Source organism: Neptunomonas sp. CHC150, from assembly GCF_030397555.1.
Classification (GTDB): Bacteria; Pseudomonadota; Gammaproteobacteria; order Pseudomonadales; family Balneatricaceae; genus Neptunomonas; species Neptunomonas phycophila.
In genome coordinates, this window is sequence record NZ_JAPNXU010000006.1 from 65408 (window position 1) to 90792 (window position 25385).

Here is a 25385-nt window from a genome sequence, read left to right on the forward strand (position 1 = left end):
GGAGGTCGGTTTACACGCTTGCTAAATAAGCTCTCCAGCCTCCAAAGTGAGTAATGTCTGTAGCACCTTGTGTACCGATAGGCTCGCAAATGAAGCCGGCCACCCGTCGACCATCTAACAGTTCGACTTTACCTATCCCCAAGGGTTCTGGAATACCCGCCACAAAGCTTCCAAACTGCTCGGACGGCATTGCCCAGATCTCAACTTCAATGGCAGCGCCATCGTTGCTGTCGGTATAAATAAGGCCGGGACGTAATGGAGGACCTCCTGCTAACGCCACCATTTTGTAATTCGGTGACGTTGTTGTTGCTTCCAATAAAACAGCGCCTCTCTCAGTAAGCTGCCAATTTAAGGGTTGTCCGCTAAGGTGAGCGCCGCATACCATCACGTTAATGACACGGCTATCAGCAACATTTGATTGTGTTAAAGCCGGTTGCGGACAATTAAAAGCACCTGTGGGTAAGGGGAATGTCTGTTGTACGCGGTTTGCAATGGATAGCAAAGCACGGTCGCTGAGTGCGGCGCCTACTAATGTAATACCAAAAGGCATTCCGTCGGCAGTAAATTGGGTCGGTACGGCAATCGAGGCCATATCCAATAGGTTCATAAAGTTGGTGTAATAACCCAGTTGGCTATTATGCAATATGGGTTCGGCTAGCATTTCTTCAATAGTAAAGTGGCGCCCAGCTGTGGGGGTTAGCAGGCAATCCAATGCATTTAATTGCGCGTAGCAAACTTGCTTTAGGTCATGCAGGCGGTACTCGGCGCTAAACAAGTCAGTGGCTTTAGGTTGGCTACCTTGTTCAATAATTTGGCGAACTACCGGGAATACCTGCTCAGGCTGCTCATCAATAATGGGTTGCGCGGCAAGGTAGCGTTCAGTCACCCAAGGGCCTTCGTATAGGAGCTTAGCCGCTTCATCGAAAGGTGCATAATCAATCTCTATCAGTTCAAAGCCGTTAGATGAGAGCGTATTGATCGTATCAAAATAGGCTTTTTCGTAAGCATCACTGCCAAAAAAGTTAAGTTGTTCTTTCGGGATAATGCCCACTTTGAGCGGGCCTGATCTTAATCCGTATTGTCGTGTTTGATTACTGTATGGATTAGCGCGGCTATAGCCATCGGTAAGATCAAAACCTTCGGCAACCGAGAGCACTGTGTTGGCATCGTCTGTGTTGTATGCGAAGACGGTCATGCAGTCGAGGCTTCGGCAAGCCGGTACCATCCCCGTAGCGGAAAGAAGACCGACAGAAGGTTTCAGGCCGATGAGGTTATTAAAGCAAGCCGGAACCCGTCCAGAGCCTGCGGTATCCGTTCCAAGGCTAAACGTTGCTAGGCCCAAACCTACCGCGACGGATGAGCCAGAACTGGAACCTCCACTGACATAGGCGGGGTCAAAACTGTTATGGCAAGGCCCAATAGGTGATCGTGTGCCATTTAGGCCGGTAGCGAACTGATCTAAGTTCGTCTTGCCGACTGGAATAGCGCCAGCATCAATCAGTTGTTGAACCACTTTAGCTGATTGCGTGGGGGTATAGGCAAAGGCTTCGCAACCAGCTGTGGTCGGAATATGCGCTAAATCGATATTATCTTTTATTGCGAATGGAATCCCCCAAAGAGGATGAGTCTCTATCGGTTTGTGTTGTAATGCGTCTAAATAGATTTGAATCTCGCTATTGGTGAGAAGATGAATCCAAATATTGTAGTGGGATACTTCAGCGGCTCGTGCGTGAATATCAGCGATGAGCGACTCAGGCGTTTGTTTACCTGCTAGGTAGTCTGCGCGCAGTTCGCTGATTGTCATCGGCTGTTTAGCCGCCCCTAGGCGTTGTGTTGACGTGGATGTGTTCATGCGGATTCCTCCATAACAATAAGAGCGTGCCCTGCCTGCATTTGTTGGCCAGAAGAGACTAAAACGTGAGTAACAGTGCCTGCCGTTGGCGCATAAATGGGGATTTCCATTTTCATGGATTCGAGTATGAGTAGTTCTTGGCCTGCGCTAACGGTGTCACCCACTGTGACACTGGATTGCCACACGCTCCCTGATACAGGGGAGTCGATAACGGTACTGGATTCAGGCCATTGTGCTCCTGTCTGTTGGATTGTTTGTTCTTGCGCGGTGTAATTAAACTGCCCATCGCGATGCCAGCGTGCAAGCTCGTCACTAAAGGCTTGTTGGCGTTGTTCTGTAAACTGTTCGGTAGCGGCTGTGTTGTCAGCTAAGAAAGCCTCGTATTCAGATAAACTAAAGCAAGCCTCTTCAATGCGAAGGGGGTAACGGCCTTGCGGGAAGTCCTTGCGTATTTGAGTAAGCTCGTCATGCGATACTTCATAGAATCGGATTTGATCAAAAAAGCGCAATAACCAAGGCTGTTCAAATTCTTTAGTTTGTTTAAAACGGTTCCACATTTGCAGTGTCCGTCCAACAAACTGATATCCTCCGGGGCCTTCCATACCGTATACACACATATATGAGCCGCCAATACCCACAGAGTTTTCGGCAGTCCAGGTACGAGCCGGGTTGTATTTTGTAGTCACTAGGCGGTGGCGAGGGTCGACCGGTGTGGCTACAGGCGCGCCTAAATAAACATCGCCTAGTCCCATAACTAGGTATGAGGCGTCATAAACAATAGATTTAACATCCTCAATGCTATCTAACCCGTTAATTCGGCGGATGAACTCTAAATTACTTGGGCTCCATGGCGCGTTTTTGCGTACGGATTGATCATACTTTTCTATTGCCAGACGACAAGCATCATCATCCCAAGATAAGGGAATGTGTACTATGCGAGAAGGCACCGATAGTTCGGTAAGTTGTGCGTATAGTGCAAGCTCGCCTGTTTGAAGGTGAGTTAACAAATCCGATAAGCTGAGTTGCTGGCTGTCATAATGTATTTGTAATGAGCGGATACCCGGGGTGAGCTCGGCCATGCCTGTTAAGGGGTTTTGCTGAAGCCATTGCATGAGGGCATGCGCTCTAAACCGCAAACGGATATCAAGTACTTTGTCTCCATATTCGACAAGTAAAAAATGATCGCCAGCGGTGCGGTAAACGACATCGTCACCGACACGATCGGCGGACAAGTGCGCTACGATAGGTGAGCGAATATCAGCCGTTTTATAGTGACTAACTATGGGCGTTAGGCTTTCAATCGCTTGATTTTGCGCCGCTTCTAATTGGACAGCTTCTTCGATACTGACAGGGTGAAAGGCTATTTTATCTCCGGCTTTGAGCTGACCCAGTTTCCATAAATCGGCTGTGATGACGGTAGCAGGGCAAACAAACCCACCGAGTGAAGGGCCATCGGGGCCTAAAATAACAGGCATATCGCCTGTGAAGTCGATGGTTCCAAAGGCGTAAGCATTGTCATGGATATTAGACGGATGCAGGCCGGCTTCTCCGCCATCTTTACGAGCCCAGTCAGGTTTGGGGCCGATCAAACGCACGCCTGTGCGGCTTGAGTTGTAATGGACCTCCCACTCATGCGCCAAGAAGGTGGTGATATCTTCTTCGGTAAAGAAGTCGGGGGCTCCATGAGGCCCATATATAACGCGTATAGTCCAGGGTGCTTCTTGACTGGAAGGGAGTAACTCAGAATAGAGTACTTCTGGGCTTACTCTGTCTGGTGTGGTTTGTTGGCAGCAAGACTCATCCATTGAGAGCACATCTCCAGCTCGCAAGGATCTGCCGTTATGGCCTCCAAATTGGCCTAGGGTAAATGTGGAACGTGACCCCAAGTATTCGGGACAGTCGATTCCGCCTTTAACCGCTAAATAGGCCCGTGCTCCTTGCTCCTTTATACGCCCAAGCGTGAGTGTTTGTCCGGCCTGCACTGGTACGGTTTGCCACATAGGCACAGCCTTACCATCCAGTTCGGCGCTAATCTGAGCACCCGTGATGGCAATGGTCGTCTCTGTGCTAAACAACAGCTGTGGACCTTGAACGGCAATTTCGAGACCAGCACTATTTTCTGTGTTGTTGAGTAAACGATTGGCTAGCCTGAATGATCGTGTATCAAATGGACCTGAGGGCGGAACACCAACGTCCCAGTAACCTCGTCTTCCGGGTACATCTTGGATGGTCGTTTGTGTGCCTCCTTGAAGCACATCAATACGGCTAGGTGTAAAACGGAAGTCGTTGAGGTAGCGTGTAGTCACCTTACCTTGCGTTAAGGTTGGATCAACTGCCAAGGCGCTTAAGTAACTAATGTTGGTAACGCAGCCATAAATATGAGTGCTGGCAAGTGTGTTGGTTAAACGCGAAAGCGCTTTAGGCCGGTCGTCAGCATGTACAATGATTTTCGCCAGCATAGGGTCAAAATACGGTGGGATTTCAATGCCTGCCTCAATCCAATGGTCAATACGGATACCCTCACCGCAAGGAAACTCTACTTGGGTTAGTTTATCGGCACTGGGTTGGAAGTTTTTGTAGGGATCTTCAGCATAAACGCGAACTTGGATTGCATGGCCTGACGGCGATAATTGTGGGCGTAAACGTTCTATATCTCGTAATTCGTTTGCGGCTAGTTTTACCATCCATTCGACGAGGTCGATCTCATAAACCATTTCGGTTACGCCGTGCTCCACTTGCAGGCGAGTGTTGACCTCTAAAAAGTAAAACGCATTTGTGTCGGCATCCACGATGAATTCGACGGTTCCTGCGCCGCGATAGTGGGCATGTCGGAACAAAGACTCAGCGGTCTCATGTAACTGTTTGGCAACGCTTGCTGGTAAGTTAGGAGCTGGGCATTCTTCAACCACTTTTTGGTTGCGGCGCTGACTAGAACAATCTCGTTCGCCAATCGCTAGTGCGCCCCCCTCACCATCGCCAAACATCTGTACTTCAATGTGACGCGCTTTGGCGATAAATTTTTCAAGAAAGACGCCATCATCAGAAAAGTTATTAGCACCTAACCGCTTGATCGAATCAAATGCGCGAACAAGCTCATCGCTGCTGTGGCACAGCTGCATACCAATACCACCGCCGCCTGCCGTAGTTTTGAGCATTACGGGGTAACCAATATGTTCAGCTGCTGTCGTAGCTTCTTCGATATCCGCTAACAATTCTGTACCGGGTAATAATGGTACGTTTGCATTGATCGCGAGAGCTCGCGCTTCGTGTTTAAGGCCAAACTTGCGAATCTGCTCGGGTTTGGGCCCTATAAAGCATAGGTTGTTGGCTTCACATGCTTCGACAAAGCCCGCGTTCTCACTGAGGAATCCATATCCAGGGTGAATCGCTTGCGCTTTTGATCGCCGGGCGATGTCAAAAATTTTATCTTGGTTTAAATACGTATCCGCTGCAGAACCTTCGCCTAGGGAGTAGGCCTCGTCTGCCTGCTGTACATGCAAACTATCCGCGTCACACTCGGCATAAACAGCAACACTAGTAATTTGCATGGCTTTGAGTGTGCGAATGATACGGGTGGCAATAGCACCACGGTTCGCGATCAGTATTTTAGTAAACATTGTTCACCTGATCCGGGCCGTCCCGGTGTGTTGTACACTGCATGGTCGTCCATGCAGCGATGATCTGTTTGGCTTACCTTACCTATGTTTTGATCTCGGCTTAGTCCCACACAGCAATTTGGACTGGTGTAGGGTTATAGCCATTGCATGGGTTGTTGAGTTGAGGGCAGTTTGAAATCAGCACAATGACATCCATTACAGCTGTTAACTCTACATATTTACCGGGCGCCGAGATCCCGTCCTCAAACGTTAAACCACCTTCAGGAGTCACGGGTACATTCATGAAAAAGTTAATGTTGTGACTAATATCTCGTTTGTGCAGCCCATATTCAGGGTGTTCGGCAATAGCTAACATCCAACTATCACGGCAGGCGTGCATACAGCGTTTTTCCAAATCGTAGCGCACGGTATTACTCTCGGTAGCACAGGCACCACCCAGCGTGTCATGTCGACCACACGTATCCGCAACAATGCGGAGTAGGACATTGTTTAAGTTAGAGCGCAGCTCTGATCCGGTAGTGAGGTACACATTGCTTTGCTCGCGAATGGTATCCATGGCGCTGTAGCGTTCGGAAGGGTCGTTAGCGTTGAAAAACAGTGTATCAGCCGCTTGGTTACCCTCTAGGTCTACTATGCGAAAGGTTTGCCCCGCTTTAATCGTGCCTAGGTAGTAATCACCCGCTTTTATTGATTGGGTGTAACGTGCGTTGTCTATGAGTAAGTCGCTAGCAATAACTGACATTTTTGAGCTCCTTATCGGCCTAAGTGGTAAAGCGCATTGTTTTGGAAGCCACGACGGTTTTCATCGCAGGCAGTAAGGCATGAATCAGTGGTTGTGACTGGTTCTGCTTCCCCTAGTTGGATGTGCACTGGCTTGCGCGGGTAGTTGTCTGCTTGGTTCATGGGGTGAGGGCAGGTATGTAAAATGACGAGTGTGTCCATTTCAAATCGTAAAGTCAGCTGGGCTCCAGCGGCTTTGCTGGGGGCTAATTGCATCTTGCCGGTTTCATCGGTCACGATTTGGCTAAACCAGTTAACGTTGGCGGCTAGGTCTGCTTGCCCCAGGCCATATTTTGCTAGTTCAACGAGGAAGGCATCATGGCCATTTTGCATCCAGTCGTTACGGTTGCTTTGATAATCCCTAACACCCCAGCGCTTAATATGGTTCGCGTGGCTATTACCGCATACGGTGTCGTGCCAGCCGTGAGTATCTTCAATAATCGATGCAAAAATACGACCCATATCTGAGTAAAGACAGTGCCCTTGGGTAAGTTTGAAAGTATGTTGGCACTTGAGGCTGTCAGGCGCGTTATAACGCTCTAGCAGGTTTTCTGGGTTATAAAACAACATGCCAACATTTGCGCCACCTTGCGTGTCGGTTAGCCGCATGATGGTTCCCTTACGCATACGCAAGGACCAATGGCTCGCACCGGGGATATCTGTGCTGTAGTCCACTGAACGTATCAGTGAGGGGTTAGGGCGTGACGAATCTATTGAATTAGACATAGTAAGTTCCTTCAACGGGTCGAGCCGCTTACCGCAGCAAAAATAGAAAAAAGCACTATAAAATGTGTGCTCACGGCAAGGCGTGTTGGGGGAAGTAGGAGCGATATTGCGAATGATCTAAGTTGTGTCATGCAGAGCCTCTCTTGTAGATAACACGTTGAATACAAATGGCATTTTGCCAAATGAATCTCCCGGGCTTTTGTCCCGCCGTGTAACCTTTGCAAGAAAGGTCGAGTGCTCTTGGACCAGGCATTAATCCCACATTATTTTCAATGTTGGGGATATAATCGGAACCCTAGCGCTCTATTAATCAGATTGTATGTCTCGTAACCGCTAGGTTACCGACCTTGTAGATTAAGCAATTTAAATTCCATTTTTTATAAAGTCATTTAATATCATGGAGTTATGTTTGTTTTCGAAATCTGTAAATGTACAAAAACTGAGTACATGAGTGTTTTTATGCACTAGTGTGCGCCATTTTGTCGGTTTGTAAATCAATATGGTGCGCCTTAGCGTAGGGCAAGCTTTAGTTTTTCACTATAATGATGCTTTAAGCTGCCCCACTATGTCTTAATTGGGCACTATAACAATTTAAAAATAACAGAGTGCCCATTTACGTTGACGTGGGCGCTGGGATTGGATTTTCATCATGACGTATTCAAAATTTGAAGATGATGCGGCAGTTGTCGCGTTTGTGCGTGCGCATACTGATCAATTTACCGCTGATGAGCCTTTGCACGTCGAAGAGATTGGCGACGGCAATATCAATTACATTTATCGGGTAAAAGGCAATGAGGGCAGCGTCATTGTGAAACAAGCATTGCCTTACATTCGAATTATTGGCACTGATTGGCCGCTTTCCATTGATCGTATCCGTATTGAGGCGCAAGTTCTTCAAACAGAAGCGATGTGGGCGCCTAATTTTGTTCCTAAAATGTATGCGTTCTCAGCTGAAGAGTCGGCGTTTGCCATGGAAGATATTGGCGATCATGAGAACCTGCGCTTTGCCTTTATTGAGCGACACCCTTTGCCATCATTAGGTGAGCATTTAGGCCTGTTTTTAGCTGAAACCTTATTCCATACGTCTGATTTTTATCTGGATTACGAGACTAAAAAACGCGCTGTAGCCAACTATATTAATCCTGGCTTATGCAAAATTACTGAAGATCTGTTTTTTTGGGATCCGTATTGCGACCATGAGCGCAACAGCATTAGCCCACCGGTATTAGAAGCTGCTCAGGGCTTGTGGAATGATAAAGCGCTTAAGATAGAAGTGACCAAGTTAAAGCGTCAGTTTATGAACTGCCCAGAGGCTCTGGTTCATGGTGATCTACATGCGGGCTCTGTTTTTGTTCGGGCTGATAGTACTAAAGTCATTGACCCTGAATTCGCCTTTTATGGCCCCATGGCGTTTGATATTGGATCGATCATTGGTAATGTTTTGCTAAATTACGCAGGGCAGTTTGGTCTTGCAGGCCCCATAAACGAACGAGATGATTATCAGGCATTTTTGTTAGGTGAGATTGTTAATTGCTGGTCTGTTTTTCATAAACGCTTTACAGACCTCGTAGCCGAAAAGTCAGACGAACCGACAATGAATCAGCCCGATTATGTTCAGGAATTTTTGGCTGATGTGTGGTGTGAGACCGTTGGGTTTGCCGGTACTGAAGTGATCCGACGCACTATTGGGCTGGCTCACATTGCGGATATAGACTCAATTGACGACATTGAACTGCGCGCTAAGTCTGAGCGTTGGGCGTTAGCGTTAGGGCGTGAGATGATTGTTAACAGACACTCGATTTCTAGTCCGGACGCGTTGAATGCCATTGCTTTAGCCTTGCCCTACTGAATTGTGTATTAAATATGTCAGTTTGATTAAGTTTTGATCAAATTGGCAGGGTGATCTAGCCTTGTGATGCATTTATCGCTAGATTACCCGCCACTTTTAAATTTCCTACCAAATGACCGGTCCGCTATGTGGATGGGGCATTTTTAAATTTATCAAATACGAGCTTAATCACACACATGATAACTAAATCACGGGGGCTGGCGCGTTTATATTATGCGTCAAAGTATACGGTCCAAGGCATCAAAGCCGCTTTTCGGCATGAGCCCGCTTTTGAATACGAGGTGTATGCCTTTATTGTTTTGTTTCCTGCTTCATTTTTCGTAGCACAATCACCAACTCAATGGGCTTTGTTGGTGGGTAGCTGTGTTCTTGTCTTTGCTTTTGAGTTAATTAACTCAGCTATAGAGGCGGTCGTTGACCGTGTTGGGGCTGAATATCATGAGCTAGCAGGCCGGGCTAAGGATTTAGGTTCCGCCACTGTGACCATGGGGCTAATCATTGTCGTCCTTATGTGGGGGGCTGTAATAGCAGAGAACGGGAGCCTTTTTTGAAAAAAGGCTCTGATGCTTCAAGCTCGCCTAATTGAGTCCGTGCCCTTAGGCGGCAGTTTCTTTGGCTTGGTGCTCTAGGGTTAACGCTCTTAGTTCGGGTATACAGGAGCCGCAGTTAGTGCCGCACTTTAGGAGAGCTCCAAGCGATTCAACCGAATCCGCTTCGCCGTTTATTATTGCATTAATAATCGTTTGCTCGCCCACTTGATAACACGAGCACACGGTACGTCCTGTCTGGCTAGCAGGGTCAGCAGGGACACCCGCCAACAGGCGTAAACGGTCACTTTTGGTTTCGAATTCTGTTCCTATTTGCGCTTTTAACCAATTGCGATCCATCTCAGGCAGGTCTGGCTCACTCATTAGCACCACGCATAAGCGGTTATTTTTGAAACCTGCTGCACTTAAATAACGCCCTTCCGTGTCTTGCAGGTGAACCCAATCATCCATATCACTGAATTGAGTTCTTAACCACGCCATATCCGGCAGGCGTTGCTCAGAAATCAATTCCCATAATGTGCAGTTGGCTAACGGTGTTCTGAACCATTCTAGGTCGCTATCGGGAGTGAATGTTTCATTGGTCATCAGCCAGCCTTGCCACTGGGCAACCAGTGGTGTGATAGTCACCGGGCTATGCTTAAACTCAGGTTGTCCTGATAGCGCATCGCTAATAGGGCGCACTAAGCTATTTGCCCGCGCATGGCTGGCAAACATATCATTCCAATGCATTGGAATGAATAAAGAGTCAGCCCTGACCGACTCGGTAATTTCAGCGCGGGCAATATAACTAATGCCTCGATCACTCAGCTTAACTAATGCGTTGTTGGCAATGGCTTGCTGTCGGGCTGTTTCTGGGTGAATTTGTACAGTGGGGGAGGCGATGTGCTCCAGAAGGCGTGCTGATTTTCCGGTGCGTGTCATGGTGTGCCATTGATCGCGTATGCGCCCCGTATTTAATGTGACTTGCCCACTGTTGGGGGTATAGGTCGGTAGGCGAGGCTGAACGGCTATTAAGTTGGCTTTTCTATCGGCCGTATAAAAGCGTCCGTCATCAAAGAAACGTGAACGCCCATCAGGGTGACGTGTGTTAACCGGCCACTGTATGGGAGTTAAATTGTGGTATTCGGCATTACTGATTTGGCTGAGTAAAGAGATATCAAAATCGCGTTCATCATCATTTTCAAACCCAGAAAGGGCGGCATGCTCGCGAAAAATATCAGCGCTGTTCTCATAGTTAAAGGCTTCTTCATAGCCTAATCTTTTGGCTACTTCGCAGATCGCTTGCCAGTCGTGCTTTGCATCGCCAGGGGGAAGTAAATAACCCCGTTGCCGGGAAATAAAGCGTTCGGAGTTGGTTACCGTTCCGTCTTTTTCGGCCCATGTGGTAGCAGGGAAGCATACATCGGCATATTGTGAGGTGTCTGTCATAGCTTGCGAGTCAGACACGATAACAAGATCACATGATTGTAATGCCGCTTTAATTCGGTCGGCATCTGGCATAGATACCACCGGATTAGTAGCCATAATCCAAATGGCTTTGATACGACCATCGGCAACGGCATCGAACATGTCTACGGCTTTTAAACCCTCATTTTTGGCCATGTTAGTGGCATTCCAAAATCGAGCCACACGGTCAATGTGCTCGGGTTTTTTGAAATCCATATGCGCCGCTAACTGGTTAGCTAACCCTCCGACTTCACGCCCGCCCATCGCATTGGGCTGGCCGGTAATAGAAAAGGGAGCCGATCCAGGTTTACCTATTTTTCCGGTCAATAAATGACAGTTGATAATTGCGTTGCCTTTATCAACCCCACTGGACGATTGGTTGATGCCTTGGGAAAACAAGGTAACAACCCGTTCATTGTTCGCAAATAGTGAATAAAAGTGATTAATTTGATCTTCAGTTAAATCACAATCTTGAGCCGTCTGCTGCGAGGTTTGGTTTATGACGGTCTGTTGAATCGCCTCCAGTCCATTGCAGTGGTTGGCTATAAAACTATCATCTAATTTGTTGTGCGCTATTAGGTGGTGCGCTAGGCCGTTGAATAAAAAAGCATCACTACCGGGCTTTAGCGGTAAGTGTAAATCGGCAATATCACAACTGGCTGTTTTACGTGGGTCAATAACGACCACTTGTAAAGATGGGTTTTGCTTTTTGGCGTTGGCCAAACGCTGATAAACAATGGGGTGTGCCCACGCTAAATTGGAGCCTGTTAGGATGACAACGTCAGCATGGTTAAGGTCATCATAATTACCAGGTACGGTATCTGTTCCAAAAGCGCGCTTGTGAGCAACAACAGCTGACGCCATACACAGGCGAGAGTTCGTGTCGATATTAGCCGTGCCAATAAAGCCTTTAATGAGCTTATTAGCGACGTAATAATCCTCTGTCAGGATTTGTCCTGACACATAAAATGCGAACGCATCTGGGCCGTGCTCCGCAACAATGGCTTTTATTTTGTCACTGACATAGGCCAGTGAGGTATCCCAATCGGTAGGTTGCCCGTGTAGCATGGGCGTTAGCATACGACCTTCGTGATCCACTGTTTCATGCAGTGACGAGCCCTTCACACATAACTTACCGTAATTAGCAGGGTGATCTGTTGTGCCGCTAACGGCTATTAAGTTGCCGTTTTCTAGCTTGGCATCTACACCGCAGCCAACACCGCAATAAGGACACGTAGTTTTTACGATCGACGAAGTCATATAATTTACCCAAAAAAAAAGGCGCCTACAGATACGAATATCTGAAAGGGCGCCATTGCCATTGCTCCTAAAACCGATAATGTAGCCTCGGTGTTATTTTGTTTGAAGCATAAAATATGCCACCTGCGGTATTTTTGTTAAGTTGCTGATTTTTATTGATTTTGTTTTTTTGTTAGTTAGTTGGATCGAACGGAATTGCTGTGATTTTATAAAAAGTTGATGCGCTAAATGTGTGCGCGCACCAAATTAGTACGCTTTTGGCGTCTGTACTGAGGGGACTTAGCTCTATTTTGTACCGCTCTAGGCATCGAGTTAGTCCAACCATACAGTTTGAAAACCACAATGCCTATTTTTAGTCATTGTCACCTTTGTCAATCACTTGTTATAAGTAGACTAGTGACAAGGATGAAATCACATGAAACTGAGTGTTTTAATAGTTGAAGACGATGACGCGACTCGTGAGCGGCTAGAAAAAGCGATTAACGAAGGCGGCCAATTCCGTCTGGTAGGATCGGTTGGCTTTTTTAAAGCGGCTGCGTTCTTTTTGCAACACACCTCTCCCGATATTCTCTTAACCGACTTAGATCTCCCTGATGGTAACGGTCTTGATTTAATACGTATGCTACGAGAGCCAGAGGTAAAAACCGAACTGGCCGTCGTTATCACTATTTTTGGTGATGAAGAGCACGTGATCAACGCCCTCAAAGCGGGTGCCTCTGGCTACCTGTTAAAAGACGATGACTTTATAGAAATCAATAATGCTATTCAGCAAATGGTGGAAGGCGGAGCGCCCATAAGCCCGAGTATTGCCCGTTACTTATTGTCTGAGTTGAGCTTGCCTGAGCCGCAAAGCATGATCAATTGCTCACACCTGAGTGTTCGTGAGCAGGAAATTTTAGTGCTAGTAAGCAAGGGCTATACCGCAAAAGAGATTGGAGGGATGTTGGACGTATCCTTCCATACGGTTAACGCCCACGTGAAAAACATTTATAAAAAGTTATCCGTTAGCAACAAGGCAGAGGCAATCTACGAAGCCACCCGACAAGGGCTTATTTAACGTATTTGCAGTGCAGCCTCTCTGTAAGCTGGTTGACAAAGGAGAGTCATGATAACGAAACCCCCAACGCTTTTGTGCTGGTTGTACCTGCTGATGTTCAGCCCTGCTGTTGTATTGGCAAAGCCTTTGGTCGCCTTAACGAATGACACACCGTTATTAAACGATAGTTTTGATGCCGACTTACCTGTCGTTATTAGTGCCAGCCGCTTAAATCAATCGATTCTTAAAGCACCTTCGGCTGTAACTGTATTAGACCGCGAGATTATTGAGGCGTCTGGCTTTACCGATATCGCTGATCTTTTTAGGTTAGTACCGGGGTTTCAATCTGTTCGTGCTGACGGTCGTACGTTTGCATCGACTTATCATGGCGGTGGTTGGGAGATGACCAGCCGCTTACAAGTGCTGGTAAATGGGCGTTCAACGTACATGCCGACGTTGTCTACCGTTGATTGGGATATTTTAGGCGTTCATATTAATGACATTGATCGCATAGAGGTTGTACGCGGCCCTTCATCATCGGCTTATGGCAGTAACTCTTTTTCAGCGGCTATCAATATCATTACCCGTCCAATAGCGCTCGATAGTCGCTTCGAAACGCAAGTGCGTATGGGGGATCGTGGTGAGCGGGAAGTTTTTATTAAAACGAATCAACTGGGTGATTTGTTAAACTATCGCTTAAGTGCTTGGCATCATCAAGATAATGGCTTTGATCATTACCCTGATGATCGACGTTTTAATAACCTCAGCATCCAATTAGACCCTATGTTAAGTCCCGATCAAGATTTATCACTGTATCTTGCACTGGCTGAAGGTGATACGGGCATTGAGCATAACCAGTTCTACCCAAAGCGTGATCGTGATGTTAATGCAGCAAGTGCGCATATTTCATGGGCGAACAAGCTCAATAGCCGGTATGAAACAAAACTGAATTTTTATCACAATTACTCCAAAAATGATGACTTGGTAGAAAGTTTGCCGCTCTCAGAAGTGTTTGGTATCACGCCTGATCAATTTGAAGCGTTATTTGCTTCACCAGATCAGACGTTGTTAATGGGGACGCATACATTTACTACCGCTAAAACTGATCTAGAATGGCAGCTCAGTGGTATACAGGATTCAGGCTTACAGTATGTGGTTGGTATTGGGGGGCGTTACGAGACTTTCGGAAATTCTGTTTTCCTTGAAGATGATGTTACGGCAACGACCTTGCGGGCGTTCAGTAATTTTCAGCTACCTATAGGAGGACGCTGGACAGTTAATGGCGGCGCGATAATAGAACGTGATGATTTTCAGCGTAATTATTTTTCCCCACGTGCAAGCATTAACTGGCGCTTTTCAAACTTACAATCCTTACGCTTGGGGTATGGAAAAGCGTGGCGCATTCCTTCCTTATTGGAAAAGAATTTTGCGATGAAGACGACCCTTGATAATGGGGTGGTGGTTGATGAACGCATATTAGCGGACCCGTCATTGAAAGCAGAAGAGTTAACAAGCGTTGATTTAGGTTGGATAGGAAAACACCAAGAATACCCTTTGCAGTGGGAGCTAAAACTTTACCGAGAGCGTATCGATAATATAATGCGCTTCGTTTTAGATGAGTCAATCACCAATCCTATCGGAATTGAGCGAGAACAGATCGCTAATGTTGGGTATTACATTACTGATGGTTTTGAGGGAGAGTTGATTTACAGACCATTAAAAAAGAGCTTTTTACGCTTTCATTTTAATTGGGGAAGGAACGAAGAATATGCAAGGCGTCGAGCTATAGCGCCCTATAAATACATAACCAATACCAATCGCGCGCCTCAATCGAGTGTAGGGCTATTATTTAGCCATGCTTGGCGTAATTGGCAGGTGAGTTCGGCTTTGTATCACGTAGATTCGATGCGCTGGACGGGGAAAGGGGATGAAGTGGATGCGTATACGCGTTTTGACATTTCGGCCTCCCGTGTATTTTCAATAGGGCCCAAGCAGTCGTTATCTTTTAAATTAGCTGCTCAAAATTTAGGTCAGTCGTACCATGAGTTTTCTTTTAGACAACGGGTCGAGCCTAGGTACTACATCAGCGTTACTTTTTCAGAACACTAGATGGTAAACATACTTAAATACTTAATTTTTCTACCGTGCTTACTGAGCGCACTCTTTTCTGGCGCTGCGATCGCGGCAAAGCCTGTTTATTTGGTCTTATCGGATAACACCCCGCTGTACGACGAAGTGACCACGCTTATCAAGCATGGTCTTTCTGCTGATGTACCGTTGCAAGTGGTTTATGCTGATGATTTTAAAGGCAGTAACGTTTCGTCAAATAGCTTACTTGTTCCTGTTGGTCGTCGTGCGGCTGAGGATGTCGCTCTAATTGAGGGCGGTAATTCTGTGATTTACAGTTTTATTGAAGCACAAACTTTAAACCGTATCCTCGAAGGTCGACCAAAGCAGCATTGGCAGGCTTCCGTTATCAATCAGCCTTTGGAACGATTAATAAGAACAGCTAAGCCGCTTATTCGAAATGACTATCGCAATAAGTTATTGATTGTTATTGCTGAATCAAATTTATGGGCTAGAAAACAAATTGAAGAATTACCTTCTGATTTGCGCGAGTTTATTGAAATTTTAGTCGTTGAGAAAGGTGAGGTAGCAGCTCGCCTTATTGATGACTCTTTTTATAAAGTGGCAGCCGTCGTTGCGGTGAACGATACCGCTATTTGGTCGGGCAACAGTGCTAAATGGATTCTGCACCAGGCGTATAGCTATCAAGTTCCGGTAGTGGGTTATGCGCAAACGTTTCAGAAGGCCGGAGCGATGATCGCGGTGTATTCGTCACTTTCTCGTATTGCTGAGACAACCTCAGGGTTAATCAATAACTGGATGTCAACCGACCAATTATCAGGCCAAGGTTTTGTTTACTCTGATTACCAGGTCGAGGTAAATGAATTTATTGCACGCGCATTGAGCTACCAGCCTGATAAGATAAAAATAAAGCATGACTGAGTCTAATGTTTGCATCCCGGATTAAAACGCAGCTGTTATTGATATCGCTAGCGCCCTTGCTGCTGGTGATGCTGTTGGTGTTGGGCTTTTTAGTCGGGACTACGCGTGACGGTATAGAGGAGCAAGTACAGAATCGAGGAGATGAAATAGCCGCTCAGATAGTCAGTATGTCCGAATTCTTTTTTTACACCGGAGACATGGAAAAGCTCAGTGAGGTTGTCGAGCTTATGATTAATATTGATGAGCTAATCTCTATTAAATTTAGTGATGCTAAAGGGCGTATCCTATTAGCCAGAGAGTTAGATAGTGTTAATCAAACGATTCGTACGTTTCGGGTAGCGATTCGAAATCAAGATCCGTTGGTCGACGAGCTTATCGAATTAGCCGCCACATCAGAGCCTGCGACTATATTGGGCTATCTTCATATCGGTATTTCTGAAGACCGTATTACAACCCAGCTGCAAGCTTTTTACATCCGTACCTTATTAATTGGCTTAGTGGCACTGTTACTCGGTGTGGTTTTAGCCTATCTGATGAGCCGGAAAATGACGTCGGCTTTGTCATCTCTTGCCGTCACGGCGCGCGAAATAGAACTTAAATCTATGACTGCGCGTTGCCCTGAAAACGGACACGGAGAACTACTCGAACTACAGCACATATTTAATGAGATGGCTGAGTCCTTAGAGCGGAATGAGCAGCATATGTTGCGCCGCATAGAAGAGGCAACGAGAAGTTTAAATGCGTCTGTCGATGAACTGTCTCAAAAAAATGAAGAGTTGGCAAAGCAGCGTCAAGAGGCCATAGAGCTTGAACGCTCTAAAGCTATTTCGGATGAACGCGCGCGCATTATGAAAGATATGCATGATGGGGTAGGTGGGCAACTGGTGAGTTCTTTAGCGATCATAGAACGCGAGAGCGATTCTGAGGCAAGAAACAATATAGCGGCCACCTTAAGAGAGTGTTTGGATGATTTTAGGCTGATTATTAACTCGCTCAATGTTAATGCGAACAACCTTGATGCCATTATGGCGGACTTTAAATACCGATTAGATAAGCGTATTAAGTCACTATCGATTACTTTGCACTGGCAAATTGATCCTAAGGCCGATCAAATTACGTTGCAGCCCCAGCAGGCATTGCATTTGCTACGAATACTTCAAGAAGCTACGACGAATATAATTAAGCACGCTGACGCCACCCGCATCAGTATCAGCTTGCAGTCTGATGGCGATGGAGTGCAGTTGATGATTTGCGATAACGGCAATTGCCGATTACTCGGGCGCAACGACTATGATGCTTCTGTCAGTTCTGAGGGGTATGGGTTGACTAATATGCAGTGGCGGGCGCGACAGTTAAAAGGAACCATCAGTTTCTTGAATAACGAACCAAGTGGTTTCTGCGTGAAACTCATTCTGCCTGAGTTTGTTATTCACTGATTGCCTATCCCTTATTCTAGTGATGTTCAATCTCACGTGGTGGGCATATGATGGGCTTGTGGGTTGCCAATGGATTGATAATCTACTCAGCTGCATTGAGAAAACAGCGGCAGACTTTCAGGGAGGTCTGCCGCTGTGATCTTGTTTGATCAATCATTAATTATCTATGTAAATCAACACGTTTTATATCCGCGCTTGTTTCACTGTTATTACAATAAACAGTCCTACCCCCGTCAACATGCCAACAATGTGCACGTCTGATGCTACCGCAATACCATACAAATTGTTGTCGATAGGCATTAACCATTGGCTAAGGCTTTTGAATATAAGAAAGCCAATAACGGCGAGGCTGATGACCTTAGTAGTCTTAAAGTGAATCAAAGCCGCGATGCTAAATAGCCCATATAAAATTGAAGAGAAGCCGAGATAAAAGGCTCTTTCATACGCAAAATGCAGATAGACATCACAACTAATAATGATAGCTAGGCAGTAAGTTACAAACGATCTAGCCGAAAGATAACGTCCATAAATCGCTAAAAAAGTGATAAATGCGCATAAGTTAGTCCAAAAATGTGGCCAAGACCAATGAGCAAAGTGAGCACTCAATACCGACCATGGGTATGGCTGGCTATTGTTCCATACCCAGAGTTGAGTCCACTCAGCGGCCCAAGGTGCGCAGACTAAAAAAAGGACGACATAGAGCACAGCAAACCAATGAATAGGCTCTAGTTTGCTGATGAATGTGCTCCCCTTTCTTTGCCGCCACTCCTTTTTTAGCAATAGCAACATGGCTTAACGAGCAAGATAGTCGCTGTTAAGTTGCGTGGCTAAATATCGGTTATATTCAGCGGCATACTCTATCCAATGGTCACGCTCGTGCTTATCTTGAGCCGACTGTAATGCATCAGATACAGGAATATTTTGTGTTCCGAATTGAGTATTAATCGAGTTGACGTGTTGTTGCGCTATGCCCGGCAATATTATTTCGCGCCCAGGAATAGCAAAAAAACGATAGTCGTTATGTTCCATGGCGTGTTTAGCATCGGCTTGAGCACGAGCCGTATCTCCCGTACTAGGATGATGATGGCTACCATGATGAGGGTCTACGGGGGCATGTGGACTAGCTACCGTTTTGCAGCCGGTTAGGCTAAGTGCACCGGCTATCACTAGAGCGAGTAATGCAAATGGGGGAATGCTACCGCCGCCACCGCCACTATTCGACGAGCCTGAAGATGGCGGGGTGACCTCGGTTGTGGGCGTAGTGTATGGATCTGTATCAACCGTAGTTACATCGGTATTGCCTCCAGATACTATAGAAAAGCGACCCGGATTAATCGCAAAAAAGATATTGTTAGTGCAACGCACCATCAATCGTGCGTCATTACTGGTTACTGCTGGCATCACAAAAGTTTGCTCGCCGTTATTGGTCGTGCCAGATAATAAAGCAGTTGGGAAGCTGGCTCCGCCATCAGTTGATAATAGAATATCCACGGCGGGACAATTAACCGGGCTGGTATTCGTCCCTGCTACGTCCCACTCCACGCTAACTTCCTCACCGGTTGTCCATTGTTCGTTTAGCACAGGGCTGTTAACAGTAAAGGGCCCGGAATCCCGATCAACGGTAATGACATTCGCATCATAACTAACGCCTCCATTACCATCGCGAACTGTGACTTGGAAATTGAGGTCTCGGTTTGTGGTTGGGTAAGCTTCTCCTAACGACGTGGTGTCATCAAGAAGGTCCGTTAGTTGAGGAAAATATCGGATAGCCGAATCGGTGGGTTCATAGGACCTAAAAAGAGCGCCTGAGCCATTGTCTATCATGGTTGCAGCACTAGATGATGCGCTACCTGCGTCCAACTCTTCCCAAATATAGCTCAGTGTATCGCCATTGGTATCAGATGCTGATGCCTCTAGCATAAACGGCGTTAGCGCCGGGATAATATAATCGCCACCGGCTGAAACGGTGGGGGCAGCATTGTTTAAAGAGCGGGTAGCCGCACACGATGTGCCGCTCAGGTAGCTTTGAATCTCTTTAATCGAGCCGCCATGAAAAAAAGCGCTAGAATCATTCTGTATGTTTTCGCTCTCGCACAAGCCAGAGTAGGACATGATAGTAGAGCCGCTTCCGGGTTCCCATGCCGTCTCTGCATTGCGCCCTGAACTGCACACAGCTTGCGTGCCATTAAAAGAATGGTTGGCGCCAAATTGATGGCCTAGCTCATGCGCTAATAGCCCAATGTAGAAAATATCTGAATTAGGCTGTGAAAGCCCAGAAACGGCACCTGCTTTATAATAACCGCCTCCGCTGATTTGTGAGTTATCACAGACGCTTCCCACATAGGCGAGGCCGCTACCTGTTGTGGTAAACACATGGCCCAAGTCAAAGGCATTGACGCCCAGCACATTAGCCGCAAGCACCATATTAGTATCTATATCAGAGTTAGGGTCATTGTTGACAAATGGGTCTGTGTTTGGGTTTGTGTAAATTAGCTCATCACTGTTGCTGACTAATTCCAGTTGTACCGCTAAATCTTGTTGAAAAATGGTATTAACACGGTTGAGTGCAGTTGTTATCCCGGCTATCGCATTGGCTTTTGTTCCCCCAAAAAATTGGGTGTACTCGCCCGTAGCACTGACAGCAATACGATAGGTACGTAATTGAGATCCTGACGCCGTTGTTTGAGCAAGCGATTTAGCCTGCAGGGCATTGTTAGCGTAATTACTGAAAGGATTAAGGGCTTCATCCTGTACAGAAGTAGACAATGGGATGGCGTTTTTAGCGCTATAACTGAGGTAGGCTTGTGTATCTTGGTGGTTGGCAGGATCAATTAATACCCATTCACCTTGGTGTAGAAACATGCCATGAAACCCAAGTGGTGTGATATCAAAACGACCTTTGTTAGCAGGGTTGGCTAAATCGACCCCTTCAAAGGTTTTGATATTTGGATATTTGTTGCCCAAATCAACGGCCATGAGCTGTGTTAATGTCAGTTGGTAGGTAGCACTGAGGCCGTCGGGTAATGGAATCACTACATCAATCGGGGTCGCATCTGTTATGGCTAACAGCGTTTGAGTGAGCTGGTCAAAATCAGCATTAAGGGCACGTGCTTGCTTGGCCGCAACATTAGGGCGCTTGTCACTATATGACTTTGCTTGTACTGACGGTGCGTTGCTGTCTATCCAGGGGTTGAGAGGGGCCGCTACACTTGATAACGAAGTAAGGGTAGACGTAAAAAAAATAGCCGCGAGAGATGCTTTAAAGAGATACATATTATTAGCCTAATTATATTGTGCGTTAACTATAGACAAGGAATGTGATGGAGCCTACTAGAAAGCAAAAATCCGCTATCAGTTAGGATTTTATGTATCCAATTGAAGACTTTCTTCGCTTTTGATGCGAAAAAAAAGGGCTTAAGGATAATAATTATCCGTTAGCCCCAAAGGTAGGAGGAGGGTCGCTTTTCTGCTGGTTAACGAGCAAAACTGCCATGGTTTACTGGTCATGCTAGTTAGCAAAATGACCAACATTGCCCCTGTGCGAGTTATGCTTGAATTTTGACGCGGTTATCAACTATCTGCGCTGTCCAGCACGGAAGTGATACCGTCTCGTCATCTAAACATACGCCGTCGTTTAGGCGAAAACGCTGCTTATATAAAGGTGAAGCTACGTAAATATCATCACCGCTTGATCCAATAATGCCACGAGACATGACATTCGCTTTGCCGATAGGATCAAACTGACCTAACGCAAATACCTTATTTTCGGTTGGTAGATAGAAGAGTGCGACTTGTTGGTCGCCGAGTAGCGCACAAACGCCACTATCACTTACTAAATCTTCAACTCCACACAAATCAATCCAATTAGCTGTTGTCATCGTTTTATACCTCACCCAACCAGTTTGATCGGTTCTGCTTTTTCTTCATCGCGTGCGGGGCGTATTTGGCCACGCTCTTCGACGAACAAAATGTTGTTATCTTTCTCTTCACTATTAACAAATGTACGGAAGCGTTTAAGTGCAATAGGGTCTTCAACCGTACGTTTCCACTCACACTCATAAGTCCCTACAATGCTGTTCATTTGATCTTCAAGCTCTTGTGCAACATTGAGATGATCATCGATAACTACTTTTCGTAGGTAATCCAGCCCACCTTCTAGGTTTTCCATCCAAACGGATGTGCGCTGTAGGCGCTTACCGGTCTTAACGTAAAACATTAAGAAGCGATCGATGTACTTGATGAGGGTTTCTTTATCGAGATCGGTTGCAAAAAGATCACCATGACGGGGCTTCATCCCGCCGTTACCGCAAAGATAGAGGTTCCAGCCATTTTCGGTTGCAATGATACCGACGTCTTTACTTTGTGCTTCGGCACATTCCCGGGTACAACCAGAAACAGCAAACTTAATCTTATGCGGTGCACGTAATCCCTTGTATCGGTTTTCTAGTTCGATCGCTAAACCCACACTGTCATCGACACCGTAACGGCACCAGGTGCTGCCGACACAGGATTTAACCGTACGCAAAGACTTGCCGTATGCGTGGCCAGTTTCTAAACCGGCATCGATTAGTTTTGACCAAATAGAAGGTAGCTCTTCTAAACGGGCGCCGAATAAGTCGATTCGTTGACCGCCAGTGATTTTAGTGTAGAGGTTGTATTCTTTGCCTACTTGTCCAATAGCAATCAATTGATCAGGTGTGATTTCTCCACCCGGTACACGAGGCACGACTGAGTAAGTCCCATCTTTCTGCATGTTGGCTAAGAAAGTATCGTTCGTATCTTGCAGGCTTACATGCGGCGTATCTAGCACGTATTCATTCCAGCAAGAGGCCAGAATAGAGCCAATTAATGGTTTGCAAATTTCGCAACCATGACCGCCATTTCCGTGCGAGTGGAGTAGGTCTTTAAAGGTTTTTACGCCTTCTACACGGATAATGTTGTATAGGTCTTCTCGCGTATATGAGAAGTGCTCGCAAATATCTGTACTTACTTCCACACCGCGAGCGGATAGCTCGTGATTAACAAGGTCGGTTAATAGTTGTACGCAACCGCCGCAGCCCGTACCAGCTTTGGTGTCGGCTTTTACATCCCCAACAGTTTGAGCGCCATTATCAATTGAGCAACAAATGCCTCCTTTTGTTACATCGTGGCATGAGCATATCTGCGCTGTTTCAGGGAGGGAGCTAACACCTAAGCCGGTTTGTGCGTCGTCACCACCAAAGTTAGGGACGATTAACACTTCTGGGTTGGCAGGTAGTTCGATGGCATTTAACGCGTATTGTAATAATGTGCCGTACGCTTCTGCTTCACCGACTAAGATAGCTCCAAGAAGAATTTTGCCGGACTCGCTAACTACGATTTTTTTGTAAATCTCGTTAACTTCATCGTTGTACACATAGCTTTTGGCACCGGGAGTATGCGCGTGTGCATCACCGATGCTCGCAACGTCAACACCCATTAGCTTTAACTTGGTGCTCATATCGGCACCCAAGAATTGTGTATCGCCCTTATTGAGCTGTGAAACAACCACTTTCGCCATGGCGTAGCCCGGAGCCACTAAACCAAAGATACGGTTTTCCCACAGTGCGCACTCACCAATGGCATAGATGTTTTCGTCTGAGGTCTGGCAGTTGTTATTGACGACGATACCACCACGTTCACCTACGTCTAAGCCACATTGACGCGCCAGATTATCACGTGGTCGTATACCGGCGGAAAACAGCACCAAGTCCGTTTCTAATGAATCCCCGTCGGCAAATTCCATACGGTGGTAAGCATCTTCACCGTCGACAATTTGCTGAGTATTTTTACCGGTATGAACTTTAACGCCCATACCTTCTATTTTGCTACGTAGTAAGTTACCGCCACCCTCATCTAGCTGAACAGCCATTAGGCGGGGTGCAAATTCGACGACATGCGTTTCTAGGCCTAAGTCTTTTAAGGCTTTTGCTGCTTCTAGTCCGAGCAGTCCACCACCGACGACAACCCCAATTTTACCTTTTTCAGCAGACGCTTTGATGGCTTCTAGGTCTTCTATTGTACGGTAAACTAAGCAGTGTTCACGGTCATGCCCTGGCATTGGCGGCACAAATGGATAAGACCCTGTAGCAAGCACAAGTTTGTCATAGAAAAGCTTGGTGCCTTTATTGGTTAGTACGTGCTGGTGGTCACGGTCAATGTGGGTAACCGCTTCGCCGATCAGGACATTTAACCCCCAGCTTTGGTAGACTTCTATGTGACCCATAGCTAAGTCATCGGCGGTAGCGCCAGAGAAATAACTGCTCAGATACACGCGGTCATAAGCCAAACGTGGTTCTTCACAAAACACAGTGACGTTAAATTGTTCTAACTGCCCGCTATCAGCAAGGCTTTGTAGGAATTGGTGTCCTACCATGCCGTTACCGACAACCACGAGATTTTGCTTATTCATAACGATGCTCCTGTCAGCGCATTCTCAGGCTGATTGTTGTGTTCTGGTGCTTGTCGGCAAAAGGCTTGCCCAAACATCAGGTGAGGCAGCAAATCATCAACCTTGCTCTGCTGCTCAAGTAGTTCGAAATACCAGTTGCCATCTTGAACATCGCCAAACAAGACAATGCCCACCAGCTTTTGGTCGCGGATAATTAATTTGCGATACGCCCTTTGGGAAGGGTCTTGTAATATCACAATGCGGTCTTCTGGAAGGCCGTTAACCTCGCCTGCCGAGAACAGGTCAATGCCTGACACTTTGAGCTTGGTTGGGACTGCCGAAGAGAGATACGGAAGTTGAGTATTAAAGACCAAGCGATCTGCGAGTAAACGCGCCTGATCCCAGATGGGTGCGACCAAACCAAAGGTTTCGCCACGATGTTCTATGCATTCACCTAAGCCACTAATGTGTGGGTCGGATGTGACCAAGTAGTCATCAACAATAATGCCACGACCAACATTTAAGCCTGCTGCGTGTGCCAAGGCTGTATTGGGAGTAATCCCAATAGCAATGATTACGAGGTCGGCGGCGATTACTTCGCCGCTTTCTAGTGCAACGCCGGTAACGCGGTCGGAGCCGGTAAATTCTTTAATGTCAGCGTTTAATGCGGTGTCCACGCCTTTTTCAAGTATGGCTTGGCGTAGCATTTCGCCAGCGGCTTCATCGAGCTGACGGTTTAGAACATGGCCCGCACGGTTAACTACAGTCGTTTTAATTCCTTTAATCGCTAGCCCATAGGCGGCTTCTAATCCTAATAGGCCACCGCCGACAACAACGGCAGATTTGGCCGATTTGGATGAGTGGATAATAGAATCCACATCAGCCATCGTTCTAAACGCATAAATATGGTTGAGGTGCTGACCTGGAGTAGGGATGCGTGCAGGTAAAGAACCGGTGGCAAACACCAGATGATCGTATTCAAGCTGAGTGCCTTGATCGCCAACCACTCTTTTAGCGGCTTTATCAATACCAACAATGCGCTCACCCGCGTAAAGCGTAATATTGTGCTCTTTGTACCAATCCAACGGGTTAAGAACGATGTCTTCTGCTGAAACTTCGCCCGCCAGTAATGGTGAAAGCATGATGCGGTTGTAATTAGGGTGCGGTTCTTCGCCAAAAACAGAAATAGTGAAGTGGTCAGCACTTCGGCGCATCAGCTCTTCTAGTAAACGCCCACTAGCCATACCGGTGCCGATAATCACTAAATGTGGTTTTGATGTCGCTGCTGTCATGTTAGCCGCCCCTAAAACGAAAAAAGGCGTTCACCGCGGCACTTTTAATATGCACGAGGTAGAACGCCTTTGTTCAATATTCGAATTGTATAATTTTACATTTTTAGTAACTTTAAATTGGGTGG

At 46.5% G+C, this 25385-nt stretch carries 16 protein-coding genes and 1 riboswitch; of the genes, 6 read left to right on the forward strand and 10 right to left on the reverse strand.

Annotation, left to right across the window (positions count from 1 at the left end):
- Positions 1-10: 10 nt before the first annotated feature.
- The 4 genes from atzF to OW491_RS06500 form a co-directional block, all read right to left on the reverse strand.
- Positions 11-1852 carry an allophanate hydrolase gene (gene atzF / locus OW491_RS06485; RefSeq protein WP_290035210.1) on the reverse strand — a complete coding sequence of 614 codons (1842 nt, stop codon included), beginning with the start codon at positions 1850-1852 and terminating at the stop codon, positions 11-13.
- Complete coding sequence (gene uca, locus OW491_RS06490; protein ID WP_290035212.1) at positions 1849-5469, reverse strand: urea carboxylase; 3621 nt, start codon at positions 5467-5469, stop codon at positions 1849-1851. Before uca ends, atzF begins: the two co-directional genes overlap by 4 nt.
- Before the next feature lie 100 nt (positions 5470-5569).
- Entirely contained in the window at positions 5570-6211 is a 642-nt protein-coding gene (locus tag OW491_RS06495) for an urea amidolyase associated protein UAAP2 (protein ID WP_075180187.1), read from the reverse strand.
- An 11-nt stretch (positions 6212-6222) separates the two neighbouring features.
- Positions 6223-6975 carry an urea amidolyase associated protein UAAP1 gene (locus OW491_RS06500; protein ID WP_290035213.1) on the reverse strand — a complete coding sequence of 251 codons (753 nt, stop codon included), beginning with the start codon at positions 6973-6975 and terminating at the stop codon, positions 6223-6225.
- 186 nt (positions 6976-7161) lie between these two features.
- Positions 7162-7285, reverse strand: a riboswitch (guanidine-I (ykkC/yxkD leader).
- Between the two features lie 339 nt (positions 7286-7624).
- Here OW491_RS06500 and mtnK point away from each other — a divergent pair.
- Both mtnK and OW491_RS06510 read left to right on the forward strand, forming a co-directional pair.
- Positions 7625-8824, forward strand: a complete 1200-nt coding sequence (mtnK, locus tag OW491_RS06505; protein ID WP_290035215.1) for an S-methyl-5-thioribose kinase — start codon at positions 7625-7627, stop codon at positions 8822-8824.
- Between the two features lie 176 nt (positions 8825-9000).
- Positions 9001-9375, forward strand: a complete 375-nt coding sequence (locus OW491_RS06510; RefSeq protein ID WP_139303153.1) for a diacylglycerol kinase — start codon at positions 9001-9003, stop codon at positions 9373-9375.
- 45 nt (positions 9376-9420) lie between these two features.
- On the opposite strand, the gene OW491_RS06515 is transcribed toward OW491_RS06510, so the two are convergent.
- Positions 9421-12078, reverse strand: a complete 2658-nt coding sequence (locus OW491_RS06515) for a nitrate reductase (RefSeq protein ID WP_290035218.1) — start codon at positions 12076-12078, stop codon at positions 9421-9423.
- A gap of 415 nt (positions 12079-12493) precedes the next feature.
- Here OW491_RS06515 and OW491_RS06520 point away from each other — a divergent pair, with 415 nt between their 5' ends.
- From OW491_RS06520 to OW491_RS06535, 4 genes are read left to right on the forward strand one after another with little or no spacing between them, the layout of a single operon-like run.
- Complete coding sequence (locus OW491_RS06520; protein WP_075180191.1) at positions 12494-13135, forward strand: response regulator transcription factor; 642 nt, start codon at positions 12494-12496, stop codon at positions 13133-13135.
- Positions 13136-13183: 48 nt separating this feature from the next.
- A complete protein-coding gene (locus tag OW491_RS06525) occupies positions 13184-15223 on the forward strand; it encodes a TonB-dependent receptor (protein WP_290035219.1) in 2040 nt (679 codons plus the stop codon).
- Positions 15224-16123: a hypothetical protein gene (locus OW491_RS06530; RefSeq protein WP_075172536.1), complete on the forward strand. Its 900-nt coding sequence runs from the start codon at positions 15224-15226 to the stop codon at positions 16121-16123.
- Positions 16124-16128: 5 nt separating this feature from the next.
- Positions 16129-17559 (forward strand): ATP-binding protein, encoded by a 1431-nt coding sequence (locus OW491_RS06535; RefSeq protein WP_290035222.1) that lies wholly within the window; start codon positions 16129-16131, stop codon positions 17557-17559.
- A 183-nt stretch (positions 17560-17742) separates the two neighbouring features.
- Here OW491_RS06535 and OW491_RS06540 read toward each other — a convergent pair whose 3' ends face one another.
- From OW491_RS06540 to OW491_RS06560, 5 genes are all read right to left on the reverse strand, one after another.
- Complete coding sequence (locus OW491_RS06540; protein WP_290035224.1) at positions 17743-18348, reverse strand: rhomboid family intramembrane serine protease; 606 nt, start codon at positions 18346-18348, stop codon at positions 17743-17745.
- A 3-nt stretch (positions 18349-18351) separates the two neighbouring features.
- On the reverse strand, positions 18352-20832 hold the full coding sequence (locus OW491_RS06545; protein WP_290035226.1) for a reprolysin-like metallopeptidase: 2481 nt from the start codon (positions 20830-20832) through the stop codon (positions 18352-18354).
- Positions 20833-21104: 272 nt separating this feature from the next.
- Positions 21105-21437: a nitrite reductase small subunit NirD gene (nirD, locus tag OW491_RS06550; protein ID WP_075180196.1), complete on the reverse strand. Its 333-nt coding sequence runs from the start codon at positions 21435-21437 to the stop codon at positions 21105-21107.
- An 11-nt stretch (positions 21438-21448) separates the two neighbouring features.
- Positions 21449-23989, reverse strand: a complete 2541-nt coding sequence (gene nirB / locus OW491_RS06555) for a nitrite reductase large subunit NirB (RefSeq protein ID WP_178968939.1) — start codon at positions 23987-23989, stop codon at positions 21449-21451.
- A complete protein-coding gene (locus OW491_RS06560) occupies positions 23986-25260 on the reverse strand; it encodes an FAD-dependent oxidoreductase (protein ID WP_290035227.1) in 1275 nt (424 codons plus the stop codon). The genes nirB and OW491_RS06560 overlap by 4 nt, the downstream gene beginning before the upstream one ends.
- Positions 25261-25385: the final 125 nt, after the last annotated feature.